We start from the raw sequence: 14,290 nt of genomic DNA on the forward strand, positions 1-14,290 counted from the left end.
GTTCCCTCCCCTTTCTAAGGGGAGGGTTAGGGTGGGGTAAAAAATATTTGATACATCAATCATGACTTTTCAAACATCCTCTAACACTATCGCTACAAATGATTTATATCATGCTCGGATAAACACTGATACTAGGTTTGTCGTTGAGATGCATGCGAAGACAGCGCTACTACGAACTAATTAATTTATAAGTCATTGGCTAAACATAGTGTCAAGCTACATTCACCTTAGTACATTTAGCGATTTTGTATTGAATATTATCCAATAAAATCACATCATTTGCTATTTCTGAAAGCTGTTGGCTTAACATACCCTTCTTTGCAACAACAGTGACTGTTGCACCGCGTCGTTGAATTTCAGCGATCGCAGGAATAAAATCACCATCACCACTGACAAGAATTACCTTATCTTGCTGTTTCACTTCCCTCAGCATATCAACAACAATCTTTACATCATCACCCACAGTCTTGACACTATGACTATCAGGTCGGGGTAGAATAGGAAGCCCAATGACTTCATAACGCAAATGTTCTAAATAACTCATAAACCGCTTTTGTCCTTCAGTCATTGGCGAGAAAACACCAGTGTAATATTTAAAACTTGTAGCCGTTGTATTTTGAGAAAGCTCTACTCGCAGAGCGTTATAATCAACTTCAATGTGTAAGCTATCGAGAGCAAAGCTTAAATTATTGCCATCTATATAAACACGGGTTACTGATGTTGGAACATCAGGAAATAACTCAACTGATGATGGTTGAGTTGGCTTTTGAGAAATTTTTGGCTGATTTTTAGATTGGGGAACAGTTTTGTTCTCTAACTTCTCTCGCAATTGAGCGAGATTTCCAACGATGACTTTTTGTTGATGCTGTAATTTATCGATTTTTGAAAGATACAGGCGCTGACAGGTATTTTGAGTTTTCACTTTTTTCTCAAGTTTATCTAATTCACTCTGTGCATTAGCCAATTTGGCTTGCAAGCAAGTATTTTCTTTGGTTAATTGGGTTAATTGCTTCTGGTTATTCTCATCTAATTGGGACTGGTTGGCTAGTATTTTTCTAGAAATGGCTCCCAATGCAGCTATTTCCCCCAGTCCGCGCAATAGAGGTTGTTTGCTAATAGTTCCAGTCAATATGCACGCCATTGATGCAGCCATTGCAATCGGAAATGCTTGAGTCAGTTTCATTTTTACTACTCACTAATTGTTGACTGTGATGTATTTAGTTTACTAAGTAGGTGGAAAATGATATTTCCGTTTGCGATCGCATATCGCTTTCAGTAGTTGCCATAAATAGCATACACCAGAACATATGTAAATTTTCTTCTCTCACTCCCCTACTCCCACTCTCTTTCAACCCTACCCTAACCCCTACCCCTAGAAATGCATATTCCACCTATGGGTTTTAATGAGAAATAAGAAAACACAAACCCCAAAAACGTGGTGAAAGTGTATGGTAAATCTTCATCGAGTGATGATTGTTGCAGACGGCGATAACACCTTTATGGCAGCACAAAGTTTTAATCGCAAAATAAATTGGCATAAAATGCGTGATTATTTAGCCGATCCAAAAGAAGGTAGAGAACTGATTGAAATGGTTATTTATCTGGGTTTACCTCCTGCAAAAGAAAGATTTGAAGAACAGCGAAAAAGTAAAGAGAAATTTATATACTGGGCAAAGAGTAATGGATTTTTAGTTGTAGCGAAAGAAGGAAAGGCGAAAGGAGATGATTATGAGAGTAATGTTGATGTTGTGATGGCAATTGATGCCATTGAGTTAGCTTTAGAAATTAAACCAGATATTGTTGTTTTAGTGACAGGTGATTCTGATTTTGCCTATTTAGCAGAAAAACTGAGAAGACGAGGAATACGGGTTGAGGTAGCGTCCGTGGAACAATCACTAGGAAATGAATTAAAAAATTCAGCTAATAGCGTAGTGGATTTAACTGAGGTGTTTGATAAATTTGACCAACATGATACTAACCAAAATTATCACCGAATTGGTAGTGCTAATGTCTTTGATTCATAAATGCATAATGCTGGGATAAATTAAAAACAAAAAACAAAAGGAGTTATTCATGGTGACAGTGAATGGCAAATTAATCAATCAAGAACGCGATCGGTTAGATGAACTGACACAAAGGACTGAGAAAATCATTCGACGTTGTGAATCTTTAGAATCTCAAGTGTCTGCTCTTACCAAACAAGACTATACACAATATTTGCAAAAGGTCAGTTATGAGGTTAATAATGTCAAAACATTTTTGCAAAAACTTGACAAAAGAATTGGCTTTTTAGAAGAGTTAACATCAAGCCAAGCTAAAGAGTTGTTATTTTTCAAGATTAGTAATGTTATTGGCTTGGGAGGTTTATTATTTATGCTTGTCATAAATCATCTACCTGAATTCGAGCGCGATCGCCCTCAAAAACGTGCGGAGTCTGTAGCATTCATTCAACAAAAACTTAAGTAATTGGTTCGTATTAGTGATACATGCGCTAAAGCGCTACTACGAACCAATAACTTACCCAAACGGGATTTATAAATTAGACAAAAAAGAGGAAAAAAGATGAGAGCAATTGTTAACGGCAAACTGGTCGATTTACCCCAAGGTACAACTGTTGAAGAATTAAGAAAAAAATTACCAGAAATTGGTCAAGATGATGTGATGGAAGAAGGCTTTAGCGGAACTCGTCCTCTAAAAAACAACGAAGCACTCAAGGAAGGTTCTAAGGTTTGGAGTGTACCCAAAATTGTGAAGGGATAACAAAATTTTGGATGGGAATCTTAAGTTTTGGATTTGGAAATATTGCAGAGGTGAAGTATGGCGATCGCAATGAGTCAAGAAAAATCGGGATTTAAGCCAAGTTCGCGAATTCTAGAAGAACTCAAACTGTTAGAAAAAGTTGCCAAAAATGTCATAGTTGGTAGCAAGACAGTCGGCGATATCAGATATACGGCGATTCTCATTAAGGGAATGCCTTTATCTTCCAAAAAATTTACTGTTTCTAACACAGATATTTTGTTTTTATTACCACCAGATTACCCGCGCCTTCCTCCCATTGGCTGCTATCTAAATTACCCTTGGAATACGGTAGGAGAGGGAGACCATCACTTTACCCGCCAAAGCTACTATGGTGCGCCATTTCTGAGTGAGGAAGGATGGTATTGGTATTGCGTCGGTTTGGGGGGAGGATTTAACCATGATGTTTGGTTGAATTCCTGGAGACCCAGTCAGACTCCTGAGAAGGGACACAATCTTGCGACTTTGTTTGTTACAGCACGCCACGCAATTAATAGCGATGATTGATGCGCCCAACGCACCTAGCCCTGTCAAGGTGACTCTGATTTAGGCGGTAATTCCTCATCTTTACTCTCTGTGCTCTCAGCGCCTCTGCGGTTTAAAAGCCATTTTTTTAACCACAGAGACGCAGAGTACGCAGAGGTAATAGGAGAGAGAACAATTGATTTCCTAAAGTTTTTACCCACCTTGACAGGGCTAGGCCAACGCACTTTTCTACTGTACGGGTGCGGTGACCTTATTTCCCTACCAACCACTAACAACTAACAACTAACAACTAACAACTAACCATGAACAAACCTACCACCATTTCTTTTCACGTACCACCAAAAATGTGGTCTGAATTTCAGGAATCCATGCTCAAATCGAGAATGTTTAATGAAGAAGTCATTGGTTTTTTCTTTTGTCAGCGCCATCAGGTTTCAAAACGCAAAATCCGGTATATCCCTAAAACTTGGGTCGTTCCTTCACCGGACTGCTACGAACATCAATCTGCAACTGGATTGGTATTAACACAGCCTTTTCATTCCTTTCTACTGGAAAATTATCTTCGAGTGGGGTTAGATGTAGTTCACATTCATACTCACGCGGGTCGAGGAATGCCTGATTTTTCCTACATTGACGATCGCTATGAGTCGGAATATGCTCAATTTATCTCATCTGGTTTTCCCCAAAAACCCCGTTTGATTTCTGGGGTATTTGATGAAGATTTTCAGTCTTGTCAATTTCGGATGTGGGATAGGAAAGGACGGAAGTTTGAGAAGGTTCAATTCTGTAATTCTTTGTTTGAAGTCGCGACTAATGAAAATGATATGAACAATCCAGATTTAATGTTTGCTCGGCAAAAAATCTTTGGAGAAGCTAATCAAAGGCTGCTCAACGAACTAAAAGTGGCATTAATTGGTTGTGGCGGTATTGGTTCAATTTTTGCGGAATTATTGGGGCGTTTGGGTGTGAAAAATTGGGTATTAGTTGATCCCGATAGATTGGAAACTCTGAATCTCAATCGCATGCCTGGTGCTACACAAGAAATGGTAGAACAAAGATGGCATAAAGTGCATTACGTCAAGCATCTTATCAAAAGAATTTACAGTGAGGGTTCTTGTGTGAAAACAATCCCAACTTCAATTGAAAGTGAATTAGCTCGGCAAGAAATAGCAACTTGCGATTTAATTGTGGTAGCAACAGACAACCACTTTTCTCGAAAAATGGCTCAAGAAATAGCGTTGGAATATATGCGTCCTCTAGTGTGTTTGGGGACTCACATAGATATGAAACAAGACCATACACCGCGAATGTATTGTAGAGTGAGCGTTCCTCCTATGGGGGGTGGTTGGTGCTTGATGTGCGGTAATATCATTAGCCTGCAAAGGGCTGCTTTTGAGTCTGCACCTGCTGAAATTCATCAAATGGTTGGGAGTGTAGGTTATATAGAAGGTGTGAATGACCCAGCAGTCTTTTGGTTGAATAGTATCTGTGCAAGTACGGGTGTTGGTGTGATTCACGGGATGGTGAGCGGTTTTTTAAATGTAGATTCCGGGATTGATTGGGTTTATGAGTTTCCCGGTAGTGATTGGCGCAAGACGAATACTGAGTATTTGCGGTCTGATGATTGTTTCTTTTGCTGTTGAGTCAAGCGATCGCCTCAACGTTTGATTTTTCAACAAATGATACCATTTCGCATTAATCGCGGTACATATAAATTCTGTAGAGACGTGTTATGGGGCGTCTCTACATTATCGATTTGTATAAACCTTTTCGTAAAATAGTATGAGAACCATCTATAGCAATCCTATTTGAGATCCAAACAAGGGAGACAAGGAAGACAAGGAGGACAAGGAAGACAAGGAAGAGGTGTTTGTAAATCATTTAGGACTGCTATAGCATACAGCTAACCTCCGATATCGTTCTTGGCGATACCGGAGGTTTATCGCAAGGAGCAACAAACAAACCAACTTTTGCATATTACAATATAATACAGATGGTTTGTAAGCCATCTGTTTACCACCCAATATCTATAAGTTGTACCAATTCTCTAAAATCCAGCAACACATTCAAACCCCGAAACCCAGACCAGATATGACTTTTTTAATTACGAATTACGAATTACGAATTACGAATTGGTATTACCCACCCTGGTAAGCCACTAGAAAATTATCGCCCCAGCGATTTACATTACAACTCGTACCGTTTTGTTCGTGGATTCCCCCACCAACAGCCAGCGTTTTCATGAGTGCGTTGGTTACCAAATGTTGAAGATGGGAGAATACACAATTGTTTAAGCATAGTAAAAACAAAACTGCGAGTCATGTAATTTTATTAACCATAATTTTCCTCATCATTGAATTATTAGACGAAATGATTGATGGGGTGCGCGGTGCTGCTTGGCCTTTGATTCGCAACGACTTAGGTCTTGACTACACCCAAGTTGGGATGTTGCTGACAATACCGAATACTATCAGTAGTATAATAGAACTGATACTGGGAATCTGGGGAGATATCGGTCAACGACGACAGTTGATTTTGGGCGGAGGGGTTGGTTTTGCAATTGCCTTATTACTCATTTCCCTGAGCCACAATTTTCCATTATTCTTGGGAGCCTTTATCCTGTTTTATCCTGCTTCCGGTTGCTTTGTCAGTCTTTCCCAAGCTACCCTCATGGACATCGAACCGAAACGCCACGAGCAAAATATGGCGCGTTGGGCTTTAGCTGGTTCTGTGGGAAATGTTATTGGTCCGGTGGTGTTAGCGGTTGCTGTAGGATTGCATCAAAGTTGGCGGAGTGCATTTTTTATCTTGGCTGTGCTAACAGTATTGCTGTTGGGAATGCTATGGAAGTCTCGAAAAGCAATTCCAACGACACCTGACAAAATTGATGAACCAATACAGGGTTTTAGAGAGGGTATAGGTCATGCGATCGCGGCTTTAAAACGGCGAAAAGTGCTGCTTTGGTTAACTTTGTTACAATTTTCCGATTTAATGCTGGATATTTTGCATGGCTTTTTGGCACTGTATTTTGTTGATGTTATTGGTGCAAGCAATACCCAGGCTAGTTTTGCTATCACTATCTGGTTGGGGTTTGGCTTGCTAGGAGATTTTTTGCTCATTCCTTTGCTAGAAAGAGTGAGGGGAATTGCTTACTTAAAATTAAGCGCCATAATTGTTTTGTTTCTGTACCCGACTTTTTTGCTCGTACCAAACATCAATATCAAGTTATTAATTCTCGGTTTACTGGGTTTGTTTAATGCAGGTTGGTACTCAATTCTCCAAGGACAATTGTATACAGCAATGCCAGGACAGAGTGGTACAGTCATGACATTGAGTAACTTATTTGGTTTTGTGGGTGGTTTAATGCCACTAGCGTTGGGTTTGCTTGCTCAACACTATGGTTTACAAAATACCATGTGGTTGTTACTTGCTGCACCTGTCGCTTTGTTAATAGGACTTTTGAAGTTTTCAATTGTTTCCAACTAATCCAAATTGACCCAATCGGTGGGGCAGTCAGGAAAAAAATACAACTTTACTACTGCACCACTTGTTTCCAACTAATCCGAATTGACCCAATCGGTGGGGTCTACTCCCCTAAAAAAGGGAAAGGACAAATCTCATTGTTTCCAACTAATCCGAATTGACCCAATCGGTGGGGGATAATAGTTCTCGTATTTTTCTGATGGCTGACCAAATGGTTTCCAACTAATCCGAATTGACCCAATCGGTGGGGAATATCCAGCGTCGGAACTTCGGTTCCGGCTCACCGTTTCCAACTAATCCGAATTGACCCAATCGGTGGGGCTTTATACGTAGATGCTTATTTAGTTTTTATTTTTAGGAGGTTTCCAACTAATCCGAATTGACCCAATCGGTGGGGAGTTCGTCTAGGAGACCTTACCCAGTAAAGGTTCCAGACCCCAAATCGACACCACTGATGGAATTATAGTATATCCTCCCAAAAATTTAGCAAAACACATAGCTCAAACCCTTGTCTAGTAAGCAATCGACACCACTCAACGAAAAATATAGGATTTCAGCAATTCAGCGAGTGGTGTCGATGAACATCTGAAAGTGGCTTTCCAAAAACCGTTACATCTGGATAACAGAATACTTGAGCAGTGGTTGGTATGCTTCTCCACCAATAGTTTACTCCCTCGAAACCGCTTCCATGGCGCTTCCATGAGATAGTTTGACATTTTACTCTCATTTTGAGAGAATGGAAGAGAAACAAATCCTGGCAGTTGAATGCACGTCATCAGTCGTAAAAAGCTGAAAGAGTTCTGGGAGAAACATGGGGATTCTTATGATGCACTCGATAATTGGTATAAAGCAGCGAGTAAGGCAAAGTGGTCCGATCTGACTGAAGTACAAGCAATTTATCCAACGGCGGAGGCAGTAGGCAATTTTACAGTTTTCAATATTAAAGGGAACAAGTATCGCTTAATAGTAGATATTATCTATCCAGAAGCCACAATTTTTATTAAATATGTTTTAACTCATGCCGAATACGACAAAGATAAGTGGAAAAATGACCCTGACTATTAATCCAGAAATTTATGCCAATTTACTGGCTGAATATCAACCCAAGGTAATTAAAACGGATGAAGAAAATGAGCGGGCGATCGCACTAGCTGAAGAACTGGCGCATCGTCAAAACAAAACAGCAGAAGAATCTGCTTTATTTGAACTTTTAATTGCTCTGATCGAAAAATATGAGGATGAGCAATACCCGATGGGTCAGTCCAGCCCTCACTCTATGCTCGTGCATTTGATGGAAGCTCGTAATTTAAAGCAGGCTGATTTAGTTGGCATTCTCGGTTCGAGTGGGGTAACATCTGAAGTTGTTAATGCTAAGCGAGAGATTAGCAAAGCGCAGGCAAAAGCTTTGGGTGAGTTTTTTCAGGTAGATCCTGGGTTATTTATTTGAAGCGCCTGTCCTGCATAGTCTACAGAAAAAAATGATAAGGGGAATGCAGCATGACTCAAAACCAACCAGATGACGCCAGCATGCTTACCGGGAATCAGATAAATGGCTACTTATCCAATGGTGCAGTGGAGGTATTGTTTCAGTTAGGGATGTAAGGGAAGATGACTAACCGCAACATTAATGGCGACGCTCCTCCGGAGCAGACGTCTTGAAAAACACTTTCCTCAAATCTTCTGAAATCTTTGAAAGGCGATCTGAACGCTTGCTATCGTTAAATAGATTAGGGTTTCAAGTGCTAGCTCGCGAGTAGTAGCTTCCACTCGATAAGAGGGAAGCTCTAGGGCAGAAGCAATTACCCTATCATTTTATTCTCTAACAAGATAATTATCTTCAAATTAGCCATCTATGGGATAGCTGTCATGCAAAATTAAAGTTTTAAACAAGCGCAATACATTAATCTTAGCGGCTAGTAAGGGAAATGTAGTTAAAAGACGCAGCTTTCTAAGCAGGCGATCGCACTTGTGTTTATTTCTTGCAACAAATTCTTTGTCAGCTTGTCTAACTCTTCTTCGTCTAAGTCTGAATCTTGCAAGGCAATTATAAGTTTAACAGTAGATTCGCGCATCATCCTGACTCTTTAATTTTTATTGATTTGTATCTGGCTAATTATACCATTTTGCATTTTTCAACTCCCCATATTCTTCTATAAAATTGCACGACCTTGTAGGCTTTTGTATCATTAATCTTGTCCAAAGTAAACATTAACATTAGACACTTTCTGAATGATGTAAGGGCGCAAGGCCGCCGCGCCCCTACCAAGACTTTTGGGTAACGCATACTTAATTTTTGGAGATGTCTAATGGAAAATGCGTATTCCATCTCCATGCGATAGTAAAGCTGTTGCAAAAAAACACGGATATGTACAGCTATCAAATTCAACTAGACGGCGAAGTATTGCGAGTCGGGTTTAACCGCACTTTACCAGCTCAGGGCGACCGCATAGTCAAAGATACCCTAGAATTATTAAACCAAATGATTGATTCTGGAGAAATTACTGGAGGACACCGTCTTCTCATTGACGGAGCGCAATCTGTTGCTGTAGGTTATGTGATTTCCCATAAACTCGCTCATTTATACGAAGTCATCGCTGTTCTTGACCCCAAATTGGGAACTAAAATTAGTACATCTACTGGCTCAATGAGATATAAAAACTACATAGTCACTGTTTCTCATGGAGCATCCCATAGAGTCGGCGATGTGATTGCAACAGAAGAAAAGCAACAAGAGCGCAGTATCATCAAAGTCGTGTTGTGCGGTCCTCCACATGCTGGAAAATCCTGCTTGAGAGAAGGTTTAAAACAGGCGATTTTAGGGACTTTGAATGCACCTTATCCTTATGTAATTACCGCTTGTCCCGATGGTGAAGGATCGTGGTATCACAAAACTTACGAACAGAATCAGGAATTAGCCAAGGATAGCAAGCCTTGTCTGAAATCTGAACTCACCCCAGAATTTGCAAAACAGGCTGCACAATGGGTTAGGAGTGCTAACCAATTAATCAATATTGTTGATATTGGTGGGAAAATCACCCCAGAAAACGAGACAATTGTGAAACCAGCAACCCATGCAGTTATCCTCGCAGGCGATCCAAGCAAGTTTGCGGAGTGGGAAGAATTTTGTCAAACATCGAATCTCAAAATCGTTGCAAAGATTCACAGTATTTTACACGCTACTCAAGATGAAGTGTTTCTCCCCGAAGAATGGAAGCTCAACACCAACAAATTGCTAGAAATAGCACCTTTACTCACAGGGAGCGTACATCACTTAGAACGGGGAGAAGATTTATCAACCCGTCCAATGGTAAAAGCGATCGCTGAAGTGCTGATACATTTGACGAAATGTTAAGGTCTTCATCGTGAAAGCTGAAAAAATTCTTTAGATAGCATCTTTATGTGATTTAAAGAACTAATGTAATGATTGGTACTTACTAATTTTCTCTCTTACTTTTGGAGTTGATGCTTGCTACGGGGTGCTTTGAAATGCAAAGAAGATTTGTATGCCCTGTAAGTCAGTATCACAAATTTTACCGTGCTTAAAAAATTCAGTCAGGACAAGAAATCTCTTTTTCATTAAATATGACTCACAAAATTTACACAGTCATAACTTTTGCTCCCGTGCAGGGATTTATCGAGAAATCGCGGAAATTGCGAGATTTGTATGGGAGTTCTTATTTACTATCTTACTTATCTTGGATAATTTGTAATGTTGCAAAAAGTCAAGGTTGTAGAGTTATTTCTCCAGCTTTACCAAACGTTAGCCAAGGAATGCCCAATCAGATTATTATTGAAGGCAATTTTTCTGAAGAAGATGCCAAATCTGCTCTCAACATTGGTTGGAAATGCGTCACTGAAATCTGTCGAGAATGGATTGAATTGCAAGTCACAGGTGAGTGGAGATACGAACCTTGGAAACGAATTTGGGGACTGTGGACAAAATATTCATGGGAATTTTTCTGGGTGCAGACTCCTCAAAAAGAATCAGATGCAGCAAATAAAACGAATATTAAAACCGATACGATTAGTTATGTTCGGGAGTTGCTAAACGAGAAAAAACGCTCTCGTGCTTGGACTGCAATCAACTGGCAAGGAGAAAGTTCTACACTTTCTGGTGCTGACGCTATAGCTTATCCAGGATTAGGCGAAATTTCCAAACCTAACGAATATAACTACCAAAAAGAGAGGACAGCCATTAAAAAATTTAACGCACAACTCAGCCAAAAATTAGGAGAATCATTTATTGATGCTACTCCAAACATAAATGTACCAAAAGACAAAAAAGCGGAACGCAGTCAAGAGTATGGCGAGTCTTTTATCGACCCAGATGAAGAACTGAGTGTTCCCGAATTAATCAAGCGATTGATTACCCATAAAGTCATTGTAAAAGAAATAGTCAATCTCCTAAAAAAACGGCTCAAAGAACGTTTTGGAGAAGAGGCGATCGCAAATCAAGAAGCATTCGCCGAAATTGACAAGTTACCACAAGACCTGAATCCAGATTCTTTTAAGGATGTAAGTAGACCAAAAAAGAAAAAGATAGCTGACACCTACAAACTCATACAATACAACGATTTCCAAGGTTGGTTTCAAGGTGATGGCGATAAAGCTGGTGATTATTTAAAACGATTTGCCAACACATCAGAAGAAGGTGAAAGAATCAATCAATTTAGTGAACAGATGCGGGAATGGGGTAAACATTTTCACAAAAATTCTCCGGAAAGTTGTCGTGTTGTTTATGCAGGTGGTGATGATTTTTTAGGTGTTTTTTACGATACGGGAAAGGAAAACCAAAGATTACAACCACAGCATTGTGTTGATTACTTCTCGACTTTCAAAAGCAAGATATGGCATCAGAATGAGGATATAAATCAAAATAATCCCAAGAAAAAGCCAATTACCGTAAGTGTTGGTTTTGTCTGGGCTGGTTCCAGTATTCCCCAACGGGATGTCTTGCAACATTGTCGTTTAGCCGAGAAATCAGCGAAAAATAAGGGAAGAGATAGGATAGCATTCCGAGTTTTGTTTAATAATGGCAATTATTTAGAGTGGGTGTGTCCTTGGTGGCTATTAGAACAAAGATTGCTTTCGAGTTATTGTGATAGAGAACGCAATTCCCAAAAACCGAAACAAAACTGGACGCATATATATAATGATGTCGCAGTTCTAGAATCGCGTCACGCTTTCAAAGAGCGAAGTACAGAGATTGCTTTCGGTCTGTTGGAAGTCTATTTTCCTGTTCAGATAGTAGACATTATCAAAGACGAAAACAACTGGTTGCACGACCATAATGCAGATTTAACAGTTGTGAACGCCGGAATTTTGGGCAATCGCCAAAATTATACCATAGATAATACTGAGGTTGGTACATTAAATCAGACCAAAGTTAACGAAGCTATAAACGATTGGATTATTAACCTTGCTAAAGTGGGATTTCACCTATGTCAGCAGTAGAAACAGTAAAACACGAGTCTACACAATCAAAAGATTTTCTCCACCCTCCATTCAAATATTTGATAGTTATAGAACCTTTAGGTTTTCTCTACGGTAGTGCAGGAAAATTTCTGTCACCAGAAAATTTGATAGGACGTTCCGGTAATAGTTTTCCTCCCAGTGCTGCGGCTTTATCAGGTCTATTTGCCGATCGCTATCAAGGTAATATGGAATACCTAGAGAAATTGCAACTTGCAGGTCCATTTTGGGCTTGGAGTAAAAATCCTCACAACTTTTACGTTCCTATACCGTTCAATTATTTGGTAAAAAATAGTACGATACAACACTTATTAACATGGCAAACAGAGAAAGAAAGTCAAGATAAAAAGTGGCTACCATCCTCAATTGAGAATTTTGATAGAGAAACCATCATTCCAATTCTCACCGATAAATTTGAGAAAGGAACCTGGATTGGGATACGCCACTGGAAACGAATTAAATCAGGAAATCAGCACCAAAGTCAGTCAATTAAAGTAGCTATACCTCCTTGGAAGTATGCTCCACACCTACACCCCCGACTTAAAGAAGATGAACGCAGAGTTAATGAAGAATTAGAGCGCGGTAGTTTATTTTTAGAAAATGCCGTGCAATTAAATCCTGATGCATGTCTGGTTTACCTTTCCAATACCGAACTCAAAGATGGTTGGTATCGTTTTGGTGGGGAGGGACACATGGTGGATGTGCGTTGCATTGACTTGTCCCCGACTGTCCAAGCTTTGCTCGAGCAACCTGTGGGAAAAAGTTTTGCTTTAATTACACCTGCTGTTTGGGGTTCCAATCGCCTATCTTACCGAGAACCTGTTTATCTACAAAAAGGGGACTCAAAAAAATACGCACAAGAAAACCCAGAAAGCAACGATAAAAAAGTTTGGGCAGTAGACGCTTTGTTAACAGAACGTCCCATACCCTTTCGTTATCGCTTGGGAAATCATGACAATCATCAACCTCAAGGCGAACAACACCAAAAACCGCCAAAACTCCTCTCACGAGGACGTTATGCAGTTCCTGCGGGTACCGTTTACGTTGTAAAAGAGCTTGAAGGACTGACAGATCGATCTTGGCAATATTGGGATGAGAAATGGTTCCCAAAAGAGGGTCCCTCCTTCAAACGTTGGGGATGCGGGTTAGCACTCCCTTTACCAAGTGCTTGTTCGGTGTGATGAGACTGAAAAATTCATTTGGAGAATCATAAATGTATCACAAAGCTTATGGCATTATTGAAACCCTAGCACCTTTGCATATTGGAGCAAGTGCGGGAGAAGAAACAGGTAACTTAAACCTGATTTTCCGCGACCAGTTTACTCAAACGGGAATCATACCAGGGAGTTCCATTAGGGGTAGGTTTCGCGCTGATATGCGATCGCACAATCGAGATTTAGCTAATGACTGTTACGGACACGAAGCACAAACAGGTAATCCCAACAGTACCACTGAAGCTTTAATCAAATTTGAATACGCTTCTTTAGTTTGGTTTCCTGTTTTTTGTCCCGGTCAACCAATAGTTTGGGTTAGCAGTCCGTTATTACTTAAACGTTACAAGCAAATCGCTTCAATTCAAGCAGAAATTCCCAAACCCTACACCGCACATCCTGGTTTGCAAGCACGTCCAATACCAGAAACTAACCAGAAAGTTTTATTCTTTAACCTCGGTTTCTTAAGTATAGAACATGAGGTAGATTTATCTGCATGGATTCCTCCTGGTACAGATTTATCTGTTAACCAATTGGTTGTAGTACACGACAAAGATATTTCAATGCTGCACGATATGGGACTTTATCGGCAAAGTCGAGTCAAATTACTTGATGATATGAAGAAAGTAGACACAAAAATTGGTGCATTTTTCAATGTGGAAGCTTTGCCTGTAGGTAGTATTTTAGCATTTCCTATTGCTTTAAAACAAAAAGGATGGCATCCATTTGGTGAATATAGCTCTAATACTCCCTATTCCAGAGAGCTTTATTTTGGTGGCTTAGAATCTATTGGATTTGGTCGCTGTAATGTAACTCTAGCAGGTGAAGCATTTAACTAATAA

The 14,290-nt window shown here is 39.9% G+C and carries 13 protein-coding genes, 1 pseudogene and 1 CRISPR repeat array; of the genes and pseudogenes, 12 read left to right on the forward strand and 2 right to left on the reverse strand.

The genetic code is table 11. The annotated features are described in order from the left end of the window. Window positions 1-211: 211 nt before the first annotated feature. The gene (locus F7734_RS34825) at window positions 212-1,183 is read right to left on the reverse strand and encodes an NYN domain-containing protein (protein ID WP_155749087.1); all 972 of its coding nucleotides are present in this window, start codon (window positions 1,181-1,183) and stop codon (window positions 212-214) included. Window positions 1,184-1,469: 286 nt separating this feature from the next. Here F7734_RS34825 and F7734_RS34830 point away from each other — a divergent pair, with 286 nt between their 5' ends. The 8 genes and pseudogenes from F7734_RS34830 (at window position 1,470) to F7734_RS34865 (ending at window position 8,212) form a co-directional block, all read left to right on the forward strand. Beyond that, the gene (locus F7734_RS34830; protein ID WP_243147247.1) at window positions 1,470-2,024 is read left to right on the forward strand and encodes an NYN domain-containing protein; all 555 of its coding nucleotides are present in this window, start codon (window positions 1,470-1,472) and stop codon (window positions 2,022-2,024) included. Between the two features lie 49 nt (window positions 2,025-2,073). Then, complete coding sequence (locus F7734_RS34835) at window positions 2,074-2,466, forward strand: hypothetical protein (protein ID WP_155749089.1); 393 nt, start codon at window positions 2,074-2,076, stop codon at window positions 2,464-2,466. A 96-nt stretch (window positions 2,467-2,562) separates the two neighbouring features. Then, window positions 2,563-2,760, forward strand: a complete 198-nt coding sequence (locus tag F7734_RS34840) for a hypothetical protein (RefSeq protein ID WP_017746831.1) — start codon at window positions 2,563-2,565, stop codon at window positions 2,758-2,760. 57 nt (window positions 2,761-2,817) lie between these two features. Then, a complete protein-coding gene (locus F7734_RS34845; RefSeq protein WP_155749090.1) occupies window positions 2,818-3,303 on the forward strand; it encodes a hypothetical protein in 486 nt (161 codons plus the stop codon). 281 nt (window positions 3,304-3,584) lie between these two features. Then, window positions 3,585-4,925 (forward strand): ThiF family adenylyltransferase, encoded by a 1,341-nt coding sequence (locus F7734_RS34850; protein ID WP_155749091.1) that lies wholly within the window; start codon window positions 3,585-3,587, stop codon window positions 4,923-4,925. A 727-nt stretch (window positions 4,926-5,652) separates the two neighbouring features. Next, window positions 5,653-6,585, forward strand: a pseudogene (locus F7734_RS34855) (MFS transporter); the annotation flags it as partial. Window positions 6,586-6,756: 171 nt separating this feature from the next. Then, window positions 6,757-7,162: a CRISPR direct-repeat array (repeat unit 36 nt; unit sequence GTTTCCAACTAATCCGAATTGACCCAATCGGTGGGG). A gap of 368 nt (window positions 7,163-7,530) precedes the next feature. Beyond that, window positions 7,531-7,830 (forward strand): type II toxin-antitoxin system HigB family toxin, encoded by a 300-nt coding sequence (locus tag F7734_RS34860; protein ID WP_155749092.1) that lies wholly within the window; start codon window positions 7,531-7,533, stop codon window positions 7,828-7,830. Further along, window positions 7,814-8,212 carry a transcriptional regulator gene (locus tag F7734_RS34865; RefSeq protein WP_155749093.1) on the forward strand — a complete coding sequence of 133 codons (399 nt, stop codon included), beginning with the start codon at window positions 7,814-7,816 and terminating at the stop codon, window positions 8,210-8,212. The genes F7734_RS34860 and F7734_RS34865 overlap by 17 nt, the downstream gene beginning before the upstream one ends. Window positions 8,213-8,696: 484 nt before the next feature. On the opposite strand, the gene F7734_RS34870 is transcribed toward F7734_RS34865, so the two are convergent. Then, complete coding sequence (locus F7734_RS34870; protein ID WP_155749094.1) at window positions 8,697-8,840, reverse strand: hypothetical protein; 144 nt, start codon at window positions 8,838-8,840, stop codon at window positions 8,697-8,699. Between the two features lie 224 nt (window positions 8,841-9,064). On the opposite strand from F7734_RS34870, the gene F7734_RS34875 reads away from it, so the two are divergent. The 4 genes from F7734_RS34875 to F7734_RS34890 all read left to right on the forward strand — a co-directional run bounded on the left by F7734_RS34875 (window position 9,065) and on the right by F7734_RS34890 (window position 14,287). After that, entirely contained in the window at window positions 9,065-10,117 is a 1,053-nt protein-coding gene (locus F7734_RS34875; protein WP_347566337.1) for a CRISPR-associated protein Csx3, read from the forward strand. Window positions 10,118-10,347: 230 nt separating this feature from the next. Then, window positions 10,348-12,219 (forward strand): type III-B CRISPR-associated protein Cas10/Cmr2, encoded by a 1,872-nt coding sequence (locus F7734_RS34880; RefSeq protein WP_155749095.1) that lies wholly within the window; start codon window positions 10,348-10,350, stop codon window positions 12,217-12,219. Continuing rightward, entirely contained in the window at window positions 12,207-13,418 is a 1,212-nt protein-coding gene (locus F7734_RS34885; RefSeq protein ID WP_155749096.1) for a type III-B CRISPR module-associated Cmr3 family protein, read from the forward strand. Before F7734_RS34880 ends, F7734_RS34885 begins: the two co-directional genes overlap by 13 nt. A 32-nt stretch (window positions 13,419-13,450) precedes the next feature. After that, complete coding sequence (locus F7734_RS34890) at window positions 13,451-14,287, forward strand: RAMP superfamily CRISPR-associated protein (protein WP_155749097.1); 837 nt, start codon at window positions 13,451-13,453, stop codon at window positions 14,285-14,287. The last annotated feature ends 3 nt before the right edge of the window (window positions 14,288-14,290 follow it).

This window comes from Scytonema sp. UIC 10036 (assembly GCF_009725235.1).

Excerpts from the sequence above, each read along its gene's own strand:
- F7734_RS34825 (WP_155749087.1), bottom strand. The coding sequence starts at position 1,183 with ATGAAACTGACTCAAGCATTTCCGATTGCAATGGCTGCATCAATGGCG.
- F7734_RS34830 (WP_243147247.1), top strand. The coding sequence starts at position 1,470 with ATGATTGTTGCAGACGGCGATAACACCTTTATGGCAGCACAAAGTTTT.
- F7734_RS34835 (WP_155749089.1), top strand. The coding sequence starts at position 2,074 with ATGGTGACAGTGAATGGCAAATTAATCAATCAAGAACGCGATCGGTTA.
- F7734_RS34840 (WP_017746831.1), top strand. The coding sequence starts at position 2,563 with ATGAGAGCAATTGTTAACGGCAAACTGGTCGATTTACCCCAAGGTACA.
- F7734_RS34845 (WP_155749090.1), top strand. The coding sequence starts at position 2,818 with ATGGCGATCGCAATGAGTCAAGAAAAATCGGGATTTAAGCCAAGTTCG.
- F7734_RS34850 (WP_155749091.1), top strand. The coding sequence starts at position 3,585 with ATGAACAAACCTACCACCATTTCTTTTCACGTACCACCAAAAATGTGG.
- F7734_RS34860 (WP_155749092.1), top strand. The coding sequence starts at position 7,531 with ATGCACGTCATCAGTCGTAAAAAGCTGAAAGAGTTCTGGGAGAAACAT.
- F7734_RS34865 (WP_155749093.1), top strand. The coding sequence starts at position 7,814 with ATGACCCTGACTATTAATCCAGAAATTTATGCCAATTTACTGGCTGAA.
- F7734_RS34870 (WP_155749094.1), bottom strand. The coding sequence starts at position 8,840 with ATGATGCGCGAATCTACTGTTAAACTTATAATTGCCTTGCAAGATTCA.
- F7734_RS34875 (WP_347566337.1), top strand. The coding sequence starts at position 9,065 with ATGTCTAATGGAAAATGCGTATTCCATCTCCATGCGATAGTAAAGCTG.
- F7734_RS34880 (WP_155749095.1), top strand. The coding sequence starts at position 10,348 with ATGACTCACAAAATTTACACAGTCATAACTTTTGCTCCCGTGCAGGGA.
- F7734_RS34885 (WP_155749096.1), top strand. The coding sequence starts at position 12,207 with ATGTCAGCAGTAGAAACAGTAAAACACGAGTCTACACAATCAAAAGAT.
- F7734_RS34890 (WP_155749097.1), top strand. The coding sequence starts at position 13,451 with ATGTATCACAAAGCTTATGGCATTATTGAAACCCTAGCACCTTTGCAT.